The 15,155-nt window shown below is 66.7% G+C and carries 18 protein-coding genes; 15 read left to right on the top strand and 3 right to left on the bottom strand.

What is annotated here, in order from left to right; genetic code table 11:
• The first annotated feature begins 184 nt into the window (after nt 1-184).
• The 7 genes from rpsF (at nt 185) to radA (ending at nt 6,257) form a co-directional block, all read left to right on the top strand.
• On the top strand, nt 185-610 hold the full coding sequence (gene rpsF / locus MJ605_RS10990; RefSeq protein WP_243041559.1) for a 30S ribosomal protein S6: 426 nt from the start codon (nt 185-187) through the stop codon (nt 608-610).
• Nucleotides 611-627: 17 nt separating this feature from the next.
• The gene (rpsR, locus tag MJ605_RS10985) at nt 628-858 is read left to right on the top strand and encodes a 30S ribosomal protein S18 (RefSeq protein ID WP_111983860.1); all 231 of its coding nucleotides are present in this window, start codon (nt 628-630) and stop codon (nt 856-858) included.
• Between the two features lie 170 nt (nt 859-1,028).
• Nucleotides 1,029-1,478, top strand: a complete 450-nt coding sequence (gene rplI / locus MJ605_RS10980) for a 50S ribosomal protein L9 (RefSeq protein ID WP_243041558.1) — start codon at nt 1,029-1,031, stop codon at nt 1,476-1,478.
• 204 nt (nt 1,479-1,682) lie between these two features.
• Nucleotides 1,683-3,107, top strand: coding sequence for a replicative DNA helicase (locus MJ605_RS10975; protein WP_243041557.1), 1,425 nt, complete (start codon nt 1,683-1,685; stop codon nt 3,105-3,107).
• 198 nt (nt 3,108-3,305) lie between these two features.
• The gene (locus MJ605_RS10970) at nt 3,306-3,521 is read left to right on the top strand and encodes a hypothetical protein (RefSeq protein WP_243041556.1); all 216 of its coding nucleotides are present in this window, start codon (nt 3,306-3,308) and stop codon (nt 3,519-3,521) included.
• Nucleotides 3,522-3,708: 187 nt separating this feature from the next.
• Nucleotides 3,709-4,797, top strand: a complete 1,089-nt coding sequence (gene alr / locus MJ605_RS10965) for an alanine racemase (protein ID WP_243041555.1) — start codon at nt 3,709-3,711, stop codon at nt 4,795-4,797.
• Between the two features lie 80 nt (nt 4,798-4,877).
• The gene (gene radA, locus MJ605_RS10960; protein WP_243041554.1) at nt 4,878-6,257 is read left to right on the top strand and encodes a DNA repair protein RadA; all 1,380 of its coding nucleotides are present in this window, start codon (nt 4,878-4,880) and stop codon (nt 6,255-6,257) included.
• Between the two features lie 110 nt (nt 6,258-6,367).
• Here radA and MJ605_RS10955 read toward each other — a convergent pair whose 3' ends face one another.
• From MJ605_RS10955 to MJ605_RS10945, 3 genes are read right to left on the bottom strand one after another with little or no spacing between them, the layout of a single operon-like run.
• On the bottom strand, nt 6,368-6,976 hold the full coding sequence (locus MJ605_RS10955) for a glutathione S-transferase family protein (RefSeq protein WP_243041553.1): 609 nt from the start codon (nt 6,974-6,976) through the stop codon (nt 6,368-6,370).
• A gap of 13 nt (nt 6,977-6,989) precedes the next feature.
• A complete protein-coding gene (gene purU / locus MJ605_RS10950) occupies nt 6,990-7,850 on the bottom strand; it encodes a formyltetrahydrofolate deformylase (RefSeq protein ID WP_243041552.1) in 861 nt (286 codons plus the stop codon).
• A complete protein-coding gene (locus MJ605_RS10945; protein ID WP_243041551.1) occupies nt 7,847-8,650 on the bottom strand; it encodes a cytochrome C assembly family protein in 804 nt (267 codons plus the stop codon). Before MJ605_RS10945 ends, purU begins: the two co-directional genes overlap by 4 nt.
• Before the next feature lie 120 nt (nt 8,651-8,770).
• Between MJ605_RS10945 and MJ605_RS10940 the strand changes: the two genes are divergently transcribed.
• From MJ605_RS10940 to rplS, 8 genes are all read left to right on the top strand, one after another.
• A complete protein-coding gene (locus MJ605_RS10940; RefSeq protein ID WP_243041550.1) occupies nt 8,771-9,058 on the top strand; it encodes an autorepressor SdpR family transcription factor in 288 nt (95 codons plus the stop codon).
• A complete protein-coding gene (locus tag MJ605_RS10935; RefSeq protein WP_243041549.1) occupies nt 9,055-9,696 on the top strand; it encodes an SdpI family protein in 642 nt (213 codons plus the stop codon). The genes MJ605_RS10940 and MJ605_RS10935 overlap by 4 nt, the downstream gene beginning before the upstream one ends.
• A 27-nt stretch (nt 9,697-9,723) precedes the next feature.
• Nucleotides 9,724-11,040 carry an alpha/beta hydrolase gene (locus MJ605_RS10930; protein ID WP_243041548.1) on the top strand — a complete coding sequence of 439 codons (1,317 nt, stop codon included), beginning with the start codon at nt 9,724-9,726 and terminating at the stop codon, nt 11,038-11,040.
• Between the two features lie 79 nt (nt 11,041-11,119).
• Nucleotides 11,120-12,502, top strand: a complete 1,383-nt coding sequence (ffh, locus tag MJ605_RS10925) for a signal recognition particle protein (RefSeq protein WP_243041547.1) — start codon at nt 11,120-11,122, stop codon at nt 12,500-12,502.
• A 249-nt stretch (nt 12,503-12,751) separates the two neighbouring features.
• Nucleotides 12,752-13,006, top strand: coding sequence for a 30S ribosomal protein S16 (gene rpsP / locus MJ605_RS10920; protein ID WP_243041546.1), 255 nt, complete (start codon nt 12,752-12,754; stop codon nt 13,004-13,006).
• A 2-nt stretch (nt 13,007-13,008) separates the two neighbouring features.
• On the top strand, nt 13,009-13,524 hold the full coding sequence (gene rimM, locus MJ605_RS10915; RefSeq protein ID WP_243041545.1) for a ribosome maturation factor RimM: 516 nt from the start codon (nt 13,009-13,011) through the stop codon (nt 13,522-13,524).
• A 34-nt stretch (nt 13,525-13,558) separates the two neighbouring features.
• Nucleotides 13,559-14,329, top strand: a complete 771-nt coding sequence (gene trmD, locus MJ605_RS10910) for a tRNA (guanosine(37)-N1)-methyltransferase TrmD (protein ID WP_243041544.1) — start codon at nt 13,559-13,561, stop codon at nt 14,327-14,329.
• Nucleotides 14,330-14,358: 29 nt separating this feature from the next.
• Nucleotides 14,359-14,754, top strand: coding sequence for a 50S ribosomal protein L19 (gene rplS / locus MJ605_RS10905; protein ID WP_121878566.1), 396 nt, complete (start codon nt 14,359-14,361; stop codon nt 14,752-14,754).
• Nucleotides 14,755-15,155 lie beyond the last annotated feature (401 nt).

The following is a 15,155-nucleotide window of genomic DNA, read 5'->3' as shown; positions in this document are numbered from 1 at the left end:
TGGCGCCCTCGCTACTCATCCCTGGTCCCTGGCCCCGGTCACTCCTTGCGCTAACCCCACGTCCCGCCATATTATTCCGCTTCTGTCCGCACCCCAAGGGGGCCGGATGGAACCTTGCCTCACCGCATAGGGCGGGAGGCTGCCAGGCCCCAAAAGGGCCGCATCCACAAGGAGTTACCCACCAATGTCCCTGCGACATTACGAAGTCGTGTTCCTGGTCCACCCTGACCAGAGCGAGCAGGTCCCGGCGATGATCGAGCGCTACAAGGCGCTGATCGAGACCGATGGCGGCAAGATCCACCGCCTGGAAGACTGGGGCCGCCGCCAGCTGGCCTACCCGATCGTGAACCTGGCCAAGGCCCACTACGTCCTGCTCAACATCGAAGTGAGCCAGAACGTGCTGAACGAGCTGGAGTCGGGCTTCCGCTTCAACGATGCCGTGCTGCGCCACCTGGTCATCAAGCGCGATGGCGCCGACACCGAGCAGTCCTTCATCCTGAAGTCGAAGGAAAAGGACGACGCCAAGTCCTCGCGCCGCCGCGATGACGACAGCGACGGTGAAGAGCGCGGCAGCCGCCGTGACAACGACGATCGCGACAGCGACGACTGATCAGGAGCCTTAAAGCCATGTCCAAGTTCTTCCGCCGCCGCAAGTTCTGCCGCTTCACGGCCGAAAACGTGAAGGAGATCGATTACAAGGATCTCAACACGCTGCGCCAGTACGTCACCGAGAACGGCAAGATCGTGCCGAGCCGCATCACCGGCACCAAGGCCCGCTACCAGCGCCAGCTGGCGACCGCCATCAAGCGCGCCCGCTTCCTGGCCCTGCTGCCGTACACCGACAACCACGACGTCTAAGCACGTCGAAGGAACAGGGAGTAGGGAACAGGGAATAGAAAAAGCCGTCCACCGCAAGTCCGCGACGCTTTCGCTCTTCCGATTCCCTATTCTCCATTCCCGATTCCCTCCTTCGGACACCCGTCCACGGCTGCGTCGGGCCACACCGGCGCTAACGAAAAGGAACCACCATGGAACTGATTCTTCTCGAGAAAGTCCGTAACCTCGGCAACCTTGGCGACAAGGTCAATGTGAAGCCGGGCTATGGCCGCAACTACCTCCTGCCGCAGGGCAAGGCCGTGCCGGTCAACGCCGCCAACCTCGAAGCCTTCGAGAAGCGCCGCGCCGAGTACGAGGCCAAGGCCGCCTCGCAGCTGTCCGGCGCCGAGTCGCGCAAGGCCAAGCTGGAAGGCGTCGAGGTGACCATCACCGTCAACGCCAGCCCGGAAGGCAAGCTGTATGGCTCGGTCGGTCCGCGCGAAATCTCCGAGGCCCTGCAGGCCGCCGGCCATGACGTGCACAAGAACGAAGTGATCCAGGGCGAAGGCCCGATCCGCCACACCGGCGAGTTCGAGGCCGTGATCGCGCTGCACGCCGACGTGCAGACCCAGGTCAAGGTGATCGTGGTCGGCGAGAAATAAGCCGATACCTCGCTCGCCATACCCCAGACGGGCGCCTCCGGGCGCCCGTTTGCTTTTGCAGTGGGGGTGGTTCACTGCGTTATCCACAACTAACCACAGTTTTTCCACAGGGTTATTGTCTCGCCGTCTGAGATGGCGCCGCGTATGCTCTGTGCCCAACGTCTGGCTGCCGGCACGTGCGCCGGCCCGCTGCGAGGAATCGCGATGTCCTTCGTTTCCGATCGTTCCGACCGCTCCGAGCGCGGCGGCCGCGAGCGCCGGCCCGCGCCCAGCATCGACGCGCTGCGCGTGCCGCCGCATTCCATCGATGCGGAACAGGCGGTGCTGGGCGGCCTGATGCTGTCGCCCGACTCGCTGGACAAGGTAGCCGACCGCCTGGGCGAGCAGGATTTCTACCGCAAGGACCACCGCCTGATCTGGCGCGCCATCACCGAACTGGCCACCAAGGGCATGCCCTGCGATGCGGTGACCCTGGGCGACTGGTTCGAGGCCAACGGCCTGGCCGAGATGGTCGGCGGCGCCGGCTACCTGATCGAACTGGCCAATACCACGCCCAGCGCGGCGAATATCGCCGCCTATGCGGAGATCGTGCGCGAGAAGTCCGTGCTGCGACAGCTGATCGACGCCGGCACCGCGATCACCGAGGACGGCTACCAGCCCGATGGCAAGGGCGTGCAGGAGGTGCTGGAAAGCGCCGAGCAGCGCGTGTTCAAGATCGCCGAGTCGGGCGCGCGCGGCAAGAAGGATTCGGTCTCCATGCGCGAGGCGGTGAAGGACGCCTTCCGCATCCTGTCCGAGCGCTACGAGAACCGCGGCCAGCTCACTGGCATCTCCACCGGCTTCACCGACCTGGACGAACTCACCTCGGGCCTGCAGCCTTCCGACCTTATCATCGTCGCGGCGCGTCCCTCGATGGGCAAGACCGCGTTCTCGGTGAACATCGCCGAGTCGGCCGCGTTGCGCGGCAAGAAGGCGGTGGCGATTTTCTCGATGGAAATGTCGGCCTCGCAGCTGGCCTTCCGCATGATTTCCTCGATCGGCCGCATCCACCAGCAGCACCTGCGCAACGGCGACTTGGCCGAGGAGGACTGGCCGCGCGTCACCAATGCCATCGCCATCCTGTCGGAGGCGAAGATCTTCATCGACGACACGCCGGGCCTGTCGCCGGTGGAATTGCGCTCGCGCTCGCGCCGCCTGCATCGTGAGCACGGCGGCCTGGGCCTGATCGTGATCGACTACCTGCAGCTGATGCAGGTGCCGGGCAACAAGGAAAACCGCGCGACGGAAATCTCTGAGATCTCGCGCTCGCTGAAGGGCCTGGCCAAGGAACTCAACTGCCCGGTGATCGCGCTGTCGCAGCTGAACCGCTCGCTGGAGCAGCGCGCCGACAAGCGTCCGATGATGTCCGACCTGCGCGAATCCGGCGCCATCGAGCAGGACGCGGACGTGATCATGTTCATCTACCGCGACGAGTACTACAACAAGGAATCGCCGGACAAGGGCCTGGCCGAGATCATTATCGGCAAGCAGCGTAACGGCCCCACCGACACGGTGAAGCTCACCTTCCTCGGCCACTACACCAAGTTCGAGAATTACGCGCCCGACTCCTTCGTCGGCACCTTCGACTGACCTGGCCGCGTCCGCTTTAGGCACCGTTCCGCTTCACGAACGGCGCCTGTACCGCAGTCGTTCCATACGTGGCCTGCACGCAAAACAACGGTACGGTTCACGCCGCGCGGCGCACGCTCGTGGCGGGTTTCGCCCAGGCCGGCACTGGCCGGCCGGCGATGCCGTCAACGAGGACGTTGCGTCAACGAGGACGTTGCCATGAATCGAATCATGCTCCCTGCATTGCTGGTGACCGCCTGCCTGGCACTCGGCGGTTGCGGCAGCAGTACCCGCGTGGTACAGGACAACGAAACCTGCGGCAAGCAGATGACGGATCTGCAGAATGCGCTTGCCTCCGGCGCGATGACCCCGTCCGAGTACGACCGGGCTCACCATGCCGCCATGAAGCGCTGCGCCAACCGCGATCACTACTGAGCGGAAGCACTTGCCATGGGAATGCCATGGCGCGGGCCCGCCGACGCCGCGCCATGGCCTTAGCTTGGCGGCGTCGGGTCATCCCGGTCGCGGACGGTACTGATAAGCTTGGTTCCCTTGCCGGGCCGTCCGGTCCGCGTCGTTATCCACCTCCCATCATGCGCCGTCACCACGGCGCCACGCAGGCATGAGTCGCACCACCGTCGCCACCATCCACCTCGGCGCCTTGCGCCACAATCTTGCCCGCATCAAGCAATTGGCCGCGCCCGCCAAGGTCATGGCGGTGGTCAAGGCCGATGCCTACGGGCATGGCCTGGAGCGCGTGGCGCGCGCGCTCGACGGCGAGGCCGATGCATTCGCCGTGGCCGCGCTGGGCGATGGCCTGCGCCTGCGCGCGGCGGGACACCGCCAGCGCATCGTGGTGCTGTCGGGGCCGGACCGGGCCAGCGACATTGCCGAGATGCAGCGTCTCAACCTGGATGCCGCCATCCACCACGAGGAACAATTGCAATGGCTGCGCGAGGCCTCGCCCTCGCGTGGCCAGCTGCGCATCTGGCTGAAGGTGGACAGCGGCATGCACCGGCTGGGCTTCGCGCCGGAGGCGGTGGCCTTCGTGCATGCACAGCTGGCCGCCATGCCGGGCATCGATCCGGACATCGGACTGCTGACCCATTTCGCCGAGTCGGAAGTGTTCGACGGTAGGCGCACCGCCGAGCAGATCACCCGCTTCGCCGAGGCGACGCGTGGCTTGCGCGGTCCCCGCTCGCTGTCCAACTCGGCGGCCGTGCTCGGCTGGGCCGATGCGCGCGGCGACTGGGTGCGCACCGGCGGCCTGCTATATGGCCTGTCGGTGGTGGACGGCAAGAGCGGCTCTGACTTTGGCTTCCGTCCCGCCATGACCCTGGGCACGCGCCTGATCGCCATCAACCGCATCGGCAAGGGCGAGTCCATCGGCTACAACGGCACCTGGACCTGTCCCGAGGACATGCCGGTGGGCGTGGCCGCGGTCGGCTATGGCGACGGTTATCCGCGCAGCGCGGCGGCGGGCACGCCGGTGCTGGTGGGCGATCGCCAGGTGCCGTTGATCGGGCGGGTCTCGATGGACCTGATTACGCTGGACCTGCGCGGCGCGCCGGACGCCAGGGTAGGGGACCGTGTCACCCTGTGGGGACCGGATCTGCCGGTGGAGATCGTCGCGGCCAGTGCCGGCACCATCTCCTACGACCTCACCTGCGGCATGACCCGGCGCGTGCTGTTCGTCGAAGACGAGAGCTGATCGCGGCGCGGGCGTCTCGCCGCCTGCGATGCGCTCCCGCTAAGCTCGTTCCATTGCATTGCCGTTTGACAGGAATCCGCATGGCCAAGGCCAAGACCGCCTACGTGTGCTCCGATTGCGGGGCGGAACATTCCAAATGGCAGGGCCAGTGCGTGGAGTGCGGCGCCTGGAACACCTTGAGCGAATTCGTGGTGCAGCCGGCGGCCAAGCCGGTGGTGGCCGCACGCGGTACGGGCTATGCGGGCGCCGCCTCTGGCTCGCCCAAGGTCACCTCGCTGACGGCAGTGGCGCTGGCCGCGGAAATACGCACGCTGACCGGCATCGGCGAACTCGACCGCGTGCTCGGCGGCGGCCTGGTCGATGGCTCGGTGGTGCTGATCGGCGGCGATCCCGGCATCGGCAAGTCCACGCTGCTGCTGCAGATGCTGGGCACGCTGGGCGCGCAGATGGCCAGCGTCTACGTCACCGGCGAGGAATCGCTGGCCCAGGTCGCCGCCCGCGCGCAGCGCCTGGACCTGCCGCTGGCGCCGCTGCACGCGCTGGCCGAGACTTGCATCGAGCGCATCATCGAGCAGGCGCTGGCGAGCCGCCCGCGCGTGCTGGTGATCGACTCCATCCAGACCATCTGGACCGAGCTGCTGACGGCGGCGCCGGGTTCGGTGAGCCAGGTGCGCGAGTCGGCGGCCAAGCTCACCCGCTTCGCCAAGGAAACCGGCACCTCGGTGTTCCTGGTCGGCCACGTCACCAAGGAAGGCGGCATCGCCGGTCCGCGCGTGCTCGAGCACATGGTCGACGCGGTGCTGTACTTCGAGGGCGAGTCGGGCAGCCGCTTCCGCGTGCTGCGCGCGTTCAAGAACCGCTTTGGCGCGGTCAACGAATTGGGCGTGTTCGCCATGTCGGAGAAGGGGTTGCGCGAAGTGCCCAATCCCTCGGCGATCTTTTTGTCGGCACACAGCGGCCCGACCTCGGGCAGTGCGGTGATGGTGACGCGCGAGGGCACCCGTCCGCTGCTGGTGGAAGTGCAGGCGCTGGTGGATCAGTCCTCGCTGGGCAATCCACGGCGCGTGGCGCTGGGTCTGGAGCAGAATCGCCTGGCCATGCTGCTGGCCGTGCTGCACCGGCATGGCGGCGTGGCCGCGTATGACCAGGACGTGTTCGTCAACGTGGTGGGTGGCATCCGTGTGCAGGAAACCGCCGCCGACCTGCCCGTGCTATTGGCCGTGCTGTCGAGCCTGCGCGACCGGCCATTGCCCGAGAAGACCATTACGTTTGGCGAGGTAGGCCTGTCCGGCGAGATCCGTCCCGTGCCCAACGGCGAGGAGCGCTTGAAGGAGGCAGCGCACCACGGCTTCCTGCGCGCCATCGTGCCCAGGGCCAATGCGCCGAAGAAGGGGAAAGTGGGCGACATGGATGTGGTGGCGGTAGAGCGCCTCTCGCAAGGCATCGACGCCTGCCGCTAGTCCTCTGACTTTGCCTCTCCTTGGGGGAGAGGATCGAGGTGACGGCCGGTAAGGCGACCTTGTCGACAGCGCGATCCCTCGCTTCCCAGGCGCGAGGGCGCATAGCACGCTCACACCGGCGGCAACGCCACAAAATCCGGATGCTGCTCGGCGTGCTGGGAAAACCCCACCAATCGTGGATAAGCCTTGGCGTCGACCACCTCTGCCACTTCCAACTGGGTGAAGCCCCATGCCACCGCGATCGACACGTCCGCTTGCGTGGGCGCGGTGCCAAACAACCAGCCGTTTACGCCGTCCAACTCACGTTCGAGCAAGTCATACGCCGCATGCAGTTGTCCCTCCACACGCTGCAGCCAGTCCGCATCGCGCTTCTCCGGCGCGCGCTTGTGCTCGTAGACGATCTGCACGGTTTTCTCGTTGGCGGCTATGGCGATGCTGATCAAGCGCAGCGCACGCAGGCGTTGAGTGGGTTCGCTGGGCATGAGCGAAGGTTGGTCGCTGAGCGTTTCGGCCCAGTCGATGATGAGGCCCGACTCGGTCAGCAGAGTGCCGTCATCCAGCCGCAGGGTGGGGGCTTTTACCAGTGGGTTGATCGACTGGAATTCATCGAAGTTACGAAACACGGACAGCGGGCGGTGCGTGAAGGGAACGCCCAGCAAGCGCAGCGAAATCGCGGCGCGGCGCACATAGGGCGAGTCGAGCATGCCGATCAGTTCCACAAGCGTCTCCAGGTCAGGAAGTGAACACCACGGTCTTGCCGCCGTTGAGCAGCACGCGATCGTCGAGATAAAGTCGTAGTGTTCGTGCCAGCACGCGACGTTCGATATCGCGGCCGATGCGGACCAGATCATCAGGCGTATCGCCATGGCTTACCCGCTCGATGTCCTGTTCGATGATCGGGCCTTCATCGAGGTCGGCGGTGACGAAATGCGCGGTGGCGCCAATCAGCTTGACGCCGCGCCGATGCGCCTGGTGGTACGGGCGCGCGCCCTTGAAGCCGGGCAGGAAGGAGTGGTGGATATTGATGCAGCGGCCGGACAGCCGGCTCGCCAGTTCACTCGAAAGCACCTGCATGTAGCGCGCGAGCACCACCAGCTCGGCGCCGCTTTGCTCGATCAGCGCCCATAGCCGTGCCTCTTGCGCCGCCTTGTCGTGCTTGCCGGTGGGCAGGTAGTGGAACGGAATGGCATCGAAATCCAGGTGGCGATAGGTGTCACGCGGATGGTTGGCGACGATGCCGACGATCTCCATCGGCAACTCGCCGATGCGCCAGCGGTAAAGCACATCGGCCAGGCAGTGGTCGAACTTCGACACCAGCAGCAACACCCTGCGTCGCTGCGCTCGGTCGCGCAGGGTCCATTGCATGCGCAGGGCGGGAGCGAAGGCGTCGAGGCCGGCCTCCAGTTCGGCGGCGGCGAGCCGGGCGCTCTCGAACACCAGCCGCATGAAGAAGCGGCCCGTCTCCGGATCGCCGAACTGCTGCGCCTCGATGATGTTGCAGTCGTGCGCGGCCAGGTGGTTCGACACCGCCGCCACGATGCCGGCGCGATCCGGGCAGGACAGGGTGAGCACGAACTGGCCGCCGGCGCTCATGGCATGCGGTGCAGTATCAGCTCCAGCACCAGCTTGGTGCCGAAGAAGGCCAGCAGCAGCACGCCCATGCCGATCAGGGTGAGGTTGACCGCGCTGCGGCCGCGCCAGCCGTGCCGCCAGCGTCCGTAGAGCAGGGCGCCGAACACCAGCCAGGCGATGATGGACAGCACCGTCTTGTGCACCAGGTGCTGGCCGAACAGGTTGTCCACGAACAGGATGCCGGTCAGCAGGGTAAGCGTGAGCAGGGCGAAGCCGGCGCCGATCAGGCGAAACAGCAGCGTCTCGGTCAAGGTCAGCGGCGGCAGGGCGCGCAGCCACGGACCGAGCTGGCGATGGCGCAGCGCGCGCTCCTGCACGGCCAGCAGGATGGCCAGCGCGGCGGCGATGGAGAGCACGCTGAAGGCCAGCAGCGCCACCGTCACGTGCAGCTTGATCTGCCATTCCAGTGGCTCGGGCGTGGTCGTCGGGGCCAGGAAGATATCCACGCCCAGCAGCAGCGCGGACAGCGGGAACACGATGCCGCCCAGCGCGGCGACCGGGCGCCAGATGTTCACCACCAGTGTCATCGCGGACACCACGCAGCCCACCAGCGACAGCGCGGAGAAGAAGTGCAGGTCCAGCGCGCCGCGGTGCAGGCTGAGCAGGATGGCGGCGTGGGTCAGCACGGCCAGCGTGGCCACGGCCAGCGCGATGCGCTGCAGGATGGTGGAGGTGTTGTGGCGCGCGAACAACGGCCACGTCGGCAGCCCGGCGGCGATCAGGTAGTCGGCGATGGCGATCAGGGCGGCGGCGGTAAGCATGGCGAGCAAGTGTGGCACAGGCCCGATGAGGCGTGAACGGCGCTGCCGTCGCACTTGCGACATTTAGATATTTGTCTAAATATATAACCTTTACCACCATCGCCAGGCCTGGTTCCACCCGTGAAGCAGCAGGCCGTATTCCGCGCCCTCGCCGACCCTACCCGCCGCGCCATCCTCAAGCGGCTGCAGGGCGGCGCGCTGAGCGCGGGTGATATCGGCGAGGCGTTCGAGATCACGCCGGCCTCGCTGTCGCACCACTTCGCCGTGCTCAAGCAGGCCGACCTGGTGCGCACCGAGCGGCGGGGGCAATACATCGTCTATTCGCTCAACAGCACGCTGATGGAGGACATCGCGCGCATGGTGCTGGACCTCTTTCCCATCGGCCCGTCCAAGGGGGGCAAACGATGAATCCGTCGCGCAGTCTGCTGGCCTCGCTGGCCTTCGTTGCCATCGCGCTGGCCGCGGTGGTCTGGCTCTATCCGGCCTTGCCCGCGCGAGTGCCGGTGCACTGGAACCTTAACGGCCAGCCGGACGGCTACCGTTCGCGCTTCTGGGGCGCCGCGCTGCCGGTCGCGCTGATGGCGGGCTGGGCGGTGCTGGTCTGGCTGCTGCCCAGGATCTCGCCGAAGGGCTTCGAGCTGTCCCGCTTCGCGCCGGTTTATGGGCTGCTGATGCTGATCGTGCAGGCCTTCGTGCTGGTCACCCTGCTGGCCGGCCTGCTGGCGAGCGCGGGCTACGCCGTGCCCCACTGGAAGGTCTCGATGCTGTCGCTGGGCGCGCTGCTGATGGTGCTGGGCAACTTCATGGGCAAGCTGCGCAAGAACTTCTTCATCGGCATCCGCACGCCGTGGACGCTGGCGAGCGATGCCGTGTGGGAACGCACGCACCGGGTCGGTGGCTGGCTGTTCCTCGGCGCCGGCATGCTGGTGGTGCTGGCGGTGGTGATGGGCGGGCCGCGCTGGCTACCCATCGCGCTGGTGCTGCTGACGGCGCTGGGTTGCGCGTTGTACTCGCTATGGATCTATCGCCGCATCGAGGGGCGATAGGCATTCACTGAAGGGAAGGAGAGGGTGATGCCGGGTTTCAGGAGCGTGTTGATTAGCCTGGGCTTGTTGGGTGCGGCCGGGGCCGCGAGCGCCAGTGTCTGCGCGGATCGCTCCGCCGAGATACTGGCGGCGCTGCGCGAGGGCGACTACGCCGCCGCGACCACCCATTTCGACGCACGGGTAAAAGCCGCGGTGGATGCCCAACGGCTGGAACAGGTATGGGCACAGGCGCTGCCGCTGAAGTTCGGCGCCTTCGACCATGCCGATGCCGGCACGGAAAGCGCGCAAGGCGAAACGGCGCTGGTGGAGACGTCGCTGCATTTCGCCCATGGCCCGCTGGTCATGCGGGTGGCCTGCGATGCGCGGGGACAGGTGACCGGCTTGCGCTTCGCGCCAGCCGCCGCGCCGCCGGAGGCCGGTCCCCGGGCGGTGAATGAGCGTCGCCTGGACGTCCCTTCGCCGCTCGGCCCGCTGCCCGGCACCCTGACCTTGCCGTCCGGCCAGGGACCGTTCCCGGCGGTGGTGATGGTGGATGGCTCCGGACCGCACGATGGCGACGAGACCATCGGCCCGAACAAGCCTTTCCGCGATATCGCGCAAGGGTTGGCGGCGGCGGGCATCGCCAGCCTGCGCTACGACAAGCGCACCCTGGTCTATGGTGCCCGGATCGCGGCACGGAAGGACGTCACCATCGACCAGGAGGTCACCGACGATGCGCTGGCGGCGGTCAAGCTGCTAGCCACCCAGCCCGGCGTCGATCCACAACGCCTGTTCGTGCTCGGCCACAGCCTGGGCGGCTATATGGCGCCGCGCATTGGCCAGCGCGATCCCCGCCTGGCCGGGCTGGTCCTGCTGGCGGCACCGGCACGGCCGCTGCAGGAGGTCTCCGCCCAGCAGGTGCGTGAACAGGGCAAGCTCCAGGGCCTGACGGAAGCACAGGTCGCCCAGCGGGAGCAGGCCATCGATGCCGAACGGCAACTGCTGGCCAAGGCCGATCCCGCGCATCCGCCGGCCGGCGCATTCGGCGGCGCGCCCCAGGGTTATTGGCTGAGCCTGCGCGACTACGACGCGGTGGCGGTCGCCAAGGAATTGGCCATGCCTATGCTGGTACTGCAGGGCGGCAGCGATTTCCAGGTCTCTCCAAGCGGGGACTTCGCCCGCTGGCAGGCGGCATTGGCCGGGCGACCGCAGGTCGCCTTCCACCGCTACGACGGGCTGAACCACCTGTTCATGCCGGCCGGCAAGACGGGCACGCCGGCCGACTACCAGGTACCGGGCCACGTCGATGCGCAGGTGATCGGCGACATGGCCGCCTGGATCAAGGCCCAGCCCGCGCGCCGCTGACCGGGCTTCGGGCAAGGCGGCGGAGCCGGGACGCCGGCTCTGCTATATTTACCCGCTTGCTCCTGGACTTCCGCCCGCCATGTTCGAATCGCTCAGCCAACGCCTTTCCGCCACCGTCAACCGCCTGCGCGGCCGCGGTCGCCTGACCGAGGAGAACATCCGCGAATCGTTGCGCGAGGTCCGCATCGCCCTGCTGGAGGCCGACGTGGCCCTGCCGGTGGTGCAGGCGCTGATCGAGCGCGTGAAGGTGCGCGCGGTCGGCCAGGAAGTCATCAAGAGCCTGTCGCCGGGCCAGGCCCTGGTGAAGGTGGTCAGCGACGAGTTGACCGCCGTGATGGGCACCGTCAACACCGAGCTGAACCTCGCGGCCACGCCGCCGGCGGTGGTGTTGATGGCCGGCCTGCAGGGCGCCGGCAAGACCACCACGGTGGCCAAGCTGGCCCGCTTCCTCACCGAGCGCAAGAAGAAAAAGGTGATGGTGGTGAGCTGCGACGTATACCGTCCGGCAGCCATCGAGCAACTGCGCACGCTGGCCGGGCAGGTTGGCGTGGCGTTCTTCCCGTCCGAGGCGGGCCAGAACCCGGTCGATATCGCCAAGGCCGCCATCCAGGCCGCCCGCCGCGAAGTGGTCGACGTGCTGCTGGTCGATACCGCCGGCCGCCTGCACGTGGACGAGGCGATGATGGCGGAGATCAAGGCGCTGCACGCCGCGATCACGCCGGTCGAAACCCTGTTCGTGGTCGACTCCATGACCGGCCAGGACGCGGCCAACACCGCCAAGGCGTTCGCCGAGGCGCTGCCGCTCACCGGCGTGGTATTGACCAAGACCGACGGCGACGCCCGCGGCGGCGCGGCGCTGTCGGTGCGCTACGTCACCGGCCGCCCGATCAAGTTCCTCGGCGCCGGCGAGAAGACCGATGCGCTGGAGCCGTTCCATCCCGATCGCGTCGCGCAGCGCATCCTCGGCATGGGCGACGTGCTGTCGCTGGTCGAGGAAGTAGAGCGCAAGGTCGACCAGGAAAAGGCCCAGAAGCTGGCCGAGAAGGTCATCAAGGGCAAGCGCTTCGATCTCAACGACATGCGCGACCAGCTCGAGCAGATGGCCAACATGGGTGGCCTGGCCGGCCTGATGGACAAGCTGCCGGGCGTGTCGGGCCTGCCCGACAGCGTGAAATCCAAGGTCAACGACGGCGAGATCAAGCGCATGGTCGCCATCATCCAGTCGATGACCAAGAAGGAGCGCCGTCACCCGGACCTGCTCAACGGCTCACGCCGTGCCCGCGTGGCGCGCGGCTCGGGCGTGCAGCCGGCCGACGTGAACCGCCTGCTCAAGCAGTACATGCAGATGGAAAAGATGATGTCCAAGCTTTCCAAGGGCGGCAGCAAGGGCCTGCTGCGGCAGATGCGCGGCGCCATGAAGGGCATGGGCGGCATGGGCGGTGGTTTTCCGCCGATGCGGTGAAAAGCTCAGGGATGAGGGGCGAGGTAGCGAGGGCGCAGGTCCGCTAGGGTGCGCAAGCGCACTGGCTTCTCTGTCCGGGCATTACGCATCCTGCCGTTATGGTCGGTTTCGGCACCCTCGCTACTCGTCCCTCGCCCCTGATTCAACCCAACCCCTTCCTTTTTATCCAAAATCCATTAAAATGCCGCGTTCACCGCGCACGGCCGCGTGCGTGCTGCCGGCATCCCGGCAACTCTGGAGCTTTTACTTATGGTCAAGATTCGTCTTTCGCGCGGCGGCGCCAAGGGCCGTCCGTTCTACCACATCGTCGTCACCGACCAGCGCAACAAGCGCGACGGTCGCAGCATCGAGAACGTGGGTTTCTACAATCCGGTCGCTTCGGGCAAGGACAAGCGCCTTGAGCTGAACGTCGCCCGCGTGCAGGAGTGGGTCGGCAAGGGCGCGCAGCTGAGCGACAAGGTCGCGTCCCTCGTCAAGGAAGCCGGCAAGCAACAGGCTGCCTGAGCATGACGGCAGCCGGCCGGCGCGTCCTGGTGGGACGCATCGTCGGGCTGTATGGCGTGCAGGGCTGGGTCAAGATCGAATCCTGGACCGAGCCCCGCACGCGGATCTTCACCTACCAACCCTGGCAGCTCGTATCGGCGCCGGATGTGGAGAGGGAGATCACGGGAGTGAAGGGTCGTCCGCAGGGCAAGGGGCTGATCGCCCAACTGCCCGGTGTCGATGACCGGGACACCGCAGCGGCGCTGGTGGGGCAGGACATCCATGTCGCCCGCGAGCTGCTGCCGCCTCCTGGCAAGGATGAGTATTACTGGGTCGACCTCGAGGGTCTGGAGGTCGTCACCACGGAAGGCGTGGCACTGGGTCGGGTCAGTCACCTGTTCGCGACCGGCGCCAACGACGTCGTGGTGGTAAGGGATGAATCGCGCGAACGGCTGATTCCCTTCGTCCAGGGTTCGTATGTGCGTTCGGTGGATTTGTCCGGCGGGCGCATGGTGGTGGACTGGGATCCTGAATTCTGAGCGCGCCCACGCGCGGCCAAGCGGGTTGAGGATCATGCGCATCGATGTCGTCACGCTGTTTCCCGACTTCATGCGCCAGTGCGCCGCGGTGGGGGTGGTGGGACGCGCACAGCAGCGCGAGCTGCTGCAGGTGGAAACCTGGAACCCGCGCGACTACGCCACCGACAATTACCGCACCGTGGACGGCCGCACCTGCGGCGGCGGGCCTGGGATGGTGATGCTGATCCAGCCCTTGCGCGACGCCCTGAAGGCGATGCGCGAGGCGGCACCGGAACCGGTGCATGTGATTTACCTCAGTCCGCAGGGAGCGCGGCTGACGCAAGGCAGGGTGGAGGCGCTGGCAAAGCTGCCGCGCATCGCCTTGCTCTGCGGGCGTTACGAGGGTGTGGACGAGCGCCTGCTGACGCACGAGGTCGACGAGGAGCTTTCCATCGGCGACTATGTGCTGTCCGGCGGCGAGCTGGGCGCGGCGGTAATCATCGACGCCGTGGGCCGCTTGCAGGACGGCGCGTTGAACGACGCGCAGTCGGCGCAGCAGGATTCGTTCTCGGACGGACTGCTGGATTGCCCGCACTATGCGAAACCGGTGCATGACGCACTGGGCGACGTGCCGGACGTATTGCTCTCCGGCGACCACGCGGCGATCCGCCGCTGGCGCCTGAAGCAATCGCTGGGACGGACCTGGTTGCGGCGTCCCGACCTTTTGGCGCAGCGCGCGCTGGACGCGGAGTCCCGGGCGCTGTTGGAAGAATTCCGCCGCGAGCATCTACGGCAGACGCGGCACAACGATGCGGCCGAGCAGTGACCGCGGTACTTATTTAGACAGGTGTTGCCATGAACAAGATCATCGAACAGTTCGAAGCCGAGCAGATCACCCGCCAGCTGCCGGAATTCGGCCCTGGCGACACCGTGGTGGTCAACGTCAAGGTGAAGGAAGGCAATCGCGAGCGCGTCCAGGCGTTCGAGGGCGTCGTCATCGCCAAGCGCAGCCGTGGCCTGCATTCGGCCTTCACCGTGCGCAAGATCTCGCACGGCACCGGCGTGGAGCGCGTGTTCCAGGCCCATAGCCCGGCCATCGATTCGCTGGAAGTGAAGCGCAAGGGCAAGGTCCGCGGCGCCAAGCTGTACTACCTGCGCAACCTGGAAGGCAAGGCGGCCCGCATCAAGGAAGACGTCGCCGCCGTCTCGGCCGCCAAGGCGGCGAAGAAGAAGGCTGCTGCCGCCGAGTAATGCCGGCATGGGTTGTGCGAGAGCCCCGTGGAGCAATCCATGGGGCTTTTGCGTTTGGACCCTTGCCTCTTCCGTGTAGGAGCGCACCTTGCGCGCGACCGCCTTTCGCCCCGGTCCCCACCGCTCGTCGTCCCGGCGCACCCCACAAAAGGGGGGCGAGGGCCGGGACCCAGGTGCGTCGGTTTTCGGTCGCGTTATCGCCAGGATGCCGCCTACGACCGAAGGAAGTCCCCGTGGGGCCGCCGAGTCACGTTTCTCTTGCTGGCCCAAGAGAAAAGTAATCCAAAGAGAATGGCCTCACAGGCTCTGAGCGATGAGTTGAATATGAGCCAGGAAGCTTGAGATTGGCCGGATCAGCGGTGTGCTACCTCGAACGGTGCCGCTACCCCGCAACGCGCCGT

Origin of the sequence: Dyella sedimenti (genome assembly GCF_022760995.1) — a bacterium.
In the GTDB taxonomy this organism is placed as follows: Bacteria; Pseudomonadota; Gammaproteobacteria; order Xanthomonadales; family Rhodanobacteraceae; genus Dyella; species Dyella sedimenti.
The sequence above is the reverse complement of the archived record's forward strand: the minus strand, read 5'-3'. Positions and strand labels throughout refer to the sequence as shown.

Bases quoted from the DNA above. Each gene is read 5' to 3' on its own strand.
- rpsF (WP_243041559.1), top strand. From the start codon at position 185: ATGTCCCTGCGACATTACGAAGTCGTGTTCCTGGTCCACCCTGACCAG.
- rpsR (WP_111983860.1), top strand. From the start codon at position 628: ATGTCCAAGTTCTTCCGCCGCCGCAAGTTCTGCCGCTTCACGGCCGAA.
- rplI (WP_243041558.1), top strand. From the start codon at position 1,029: ATGGAACTGATTCTTCTCGAGAAAGTCCGTAACCTCGGCAACCTTGGC.
- MJ605_RS10975 (WP_243041557.1), top strand. From the start codon at position 1,683: ATGTCCTTCGTTTCCGATCGTTCCGACCGCTCCGAGCGCGGCGGCCGC.
- MJ605_RS10970 (WP_243041556.1), top strand. From the start codon at position 3,306: ATGAATCGAATCATGCTCCCTGCATTGCTGGTGACCGCCTGCCTGGCA.
- alr (WP_243041555.1), top strand. From the start codon at position 3,709: ATGAGTCGCACCACCGTCGCCACCATCCACCTCGGCGCCTTGCGCCAC.
- radA (WP_243041554.1), top strand. From the start codon at position 4,878: ATGGCCAAGGCCAAGACCGCCTACGTGTGCTCCGATTGCGGGGCGGAA.
- purU (WP_243041552.1), bottom strand. From the start codon at position 7,850: ATGAGCGCCGGCGGCCAGTTCGTGCTCACCCTGTCCTGCCCGGATCGC.
- MJ605_RS10945 (WP_243041551.1), bottom strand. From the start codon at position 8,650: ATGCTTACCGCCGCCGCCCTGATCGCCATCGCCGACTACCTGATCGCC.
- MJ605_RS10935 (WP_243041549.1), top strand. From the start codon at position 9,055: ATGAATCCGTCGCGCAGTCTGCTGGCCTCGCTGGCCTTCGTTGCCATC.
- MJ605_RS10930 (WP_243041548.1), top strand. From the start codon at position 9,724: ATGCCGGGTTTCAGGAGCGTGTTGATTAGCCTGGGCTTGTTGGGTGCG.
- ffh (WP_243041547.1), top strand. From the start codon at position 11,120: ATGTTCGAATCGCTCAGCCAACGCCTTTCCGCCACCGTCAACCGCCTG.
- rpsP (WP_243041546.1), top strand. From the start codon at position 12,752: ATGGTCAAGATTCGTCTTTCGCGCGGCGGCGCCAAGGGCCGTCCGTTC.
- rimM (WP_243041545.1), top strand. From the start codon at position 13,009: ATGACGGCAGCCGGCCGGCGCGTCCTGGTGGGACGCATCGTCGGGCTG.
- trmD (WP_243041544.1), top strand. From the start codon at position 13,559: ATGCGCATCGATGTCGTCACGCTGTTTCCCGACTTCATGCGCCAGTGC.
- rplS (WP_121878566.1), top strand. From the start codon at position 14,359: ATGAACAAGATCATCGAACAGTTCGAAGCCGAGCAGATCACCCGCCAG.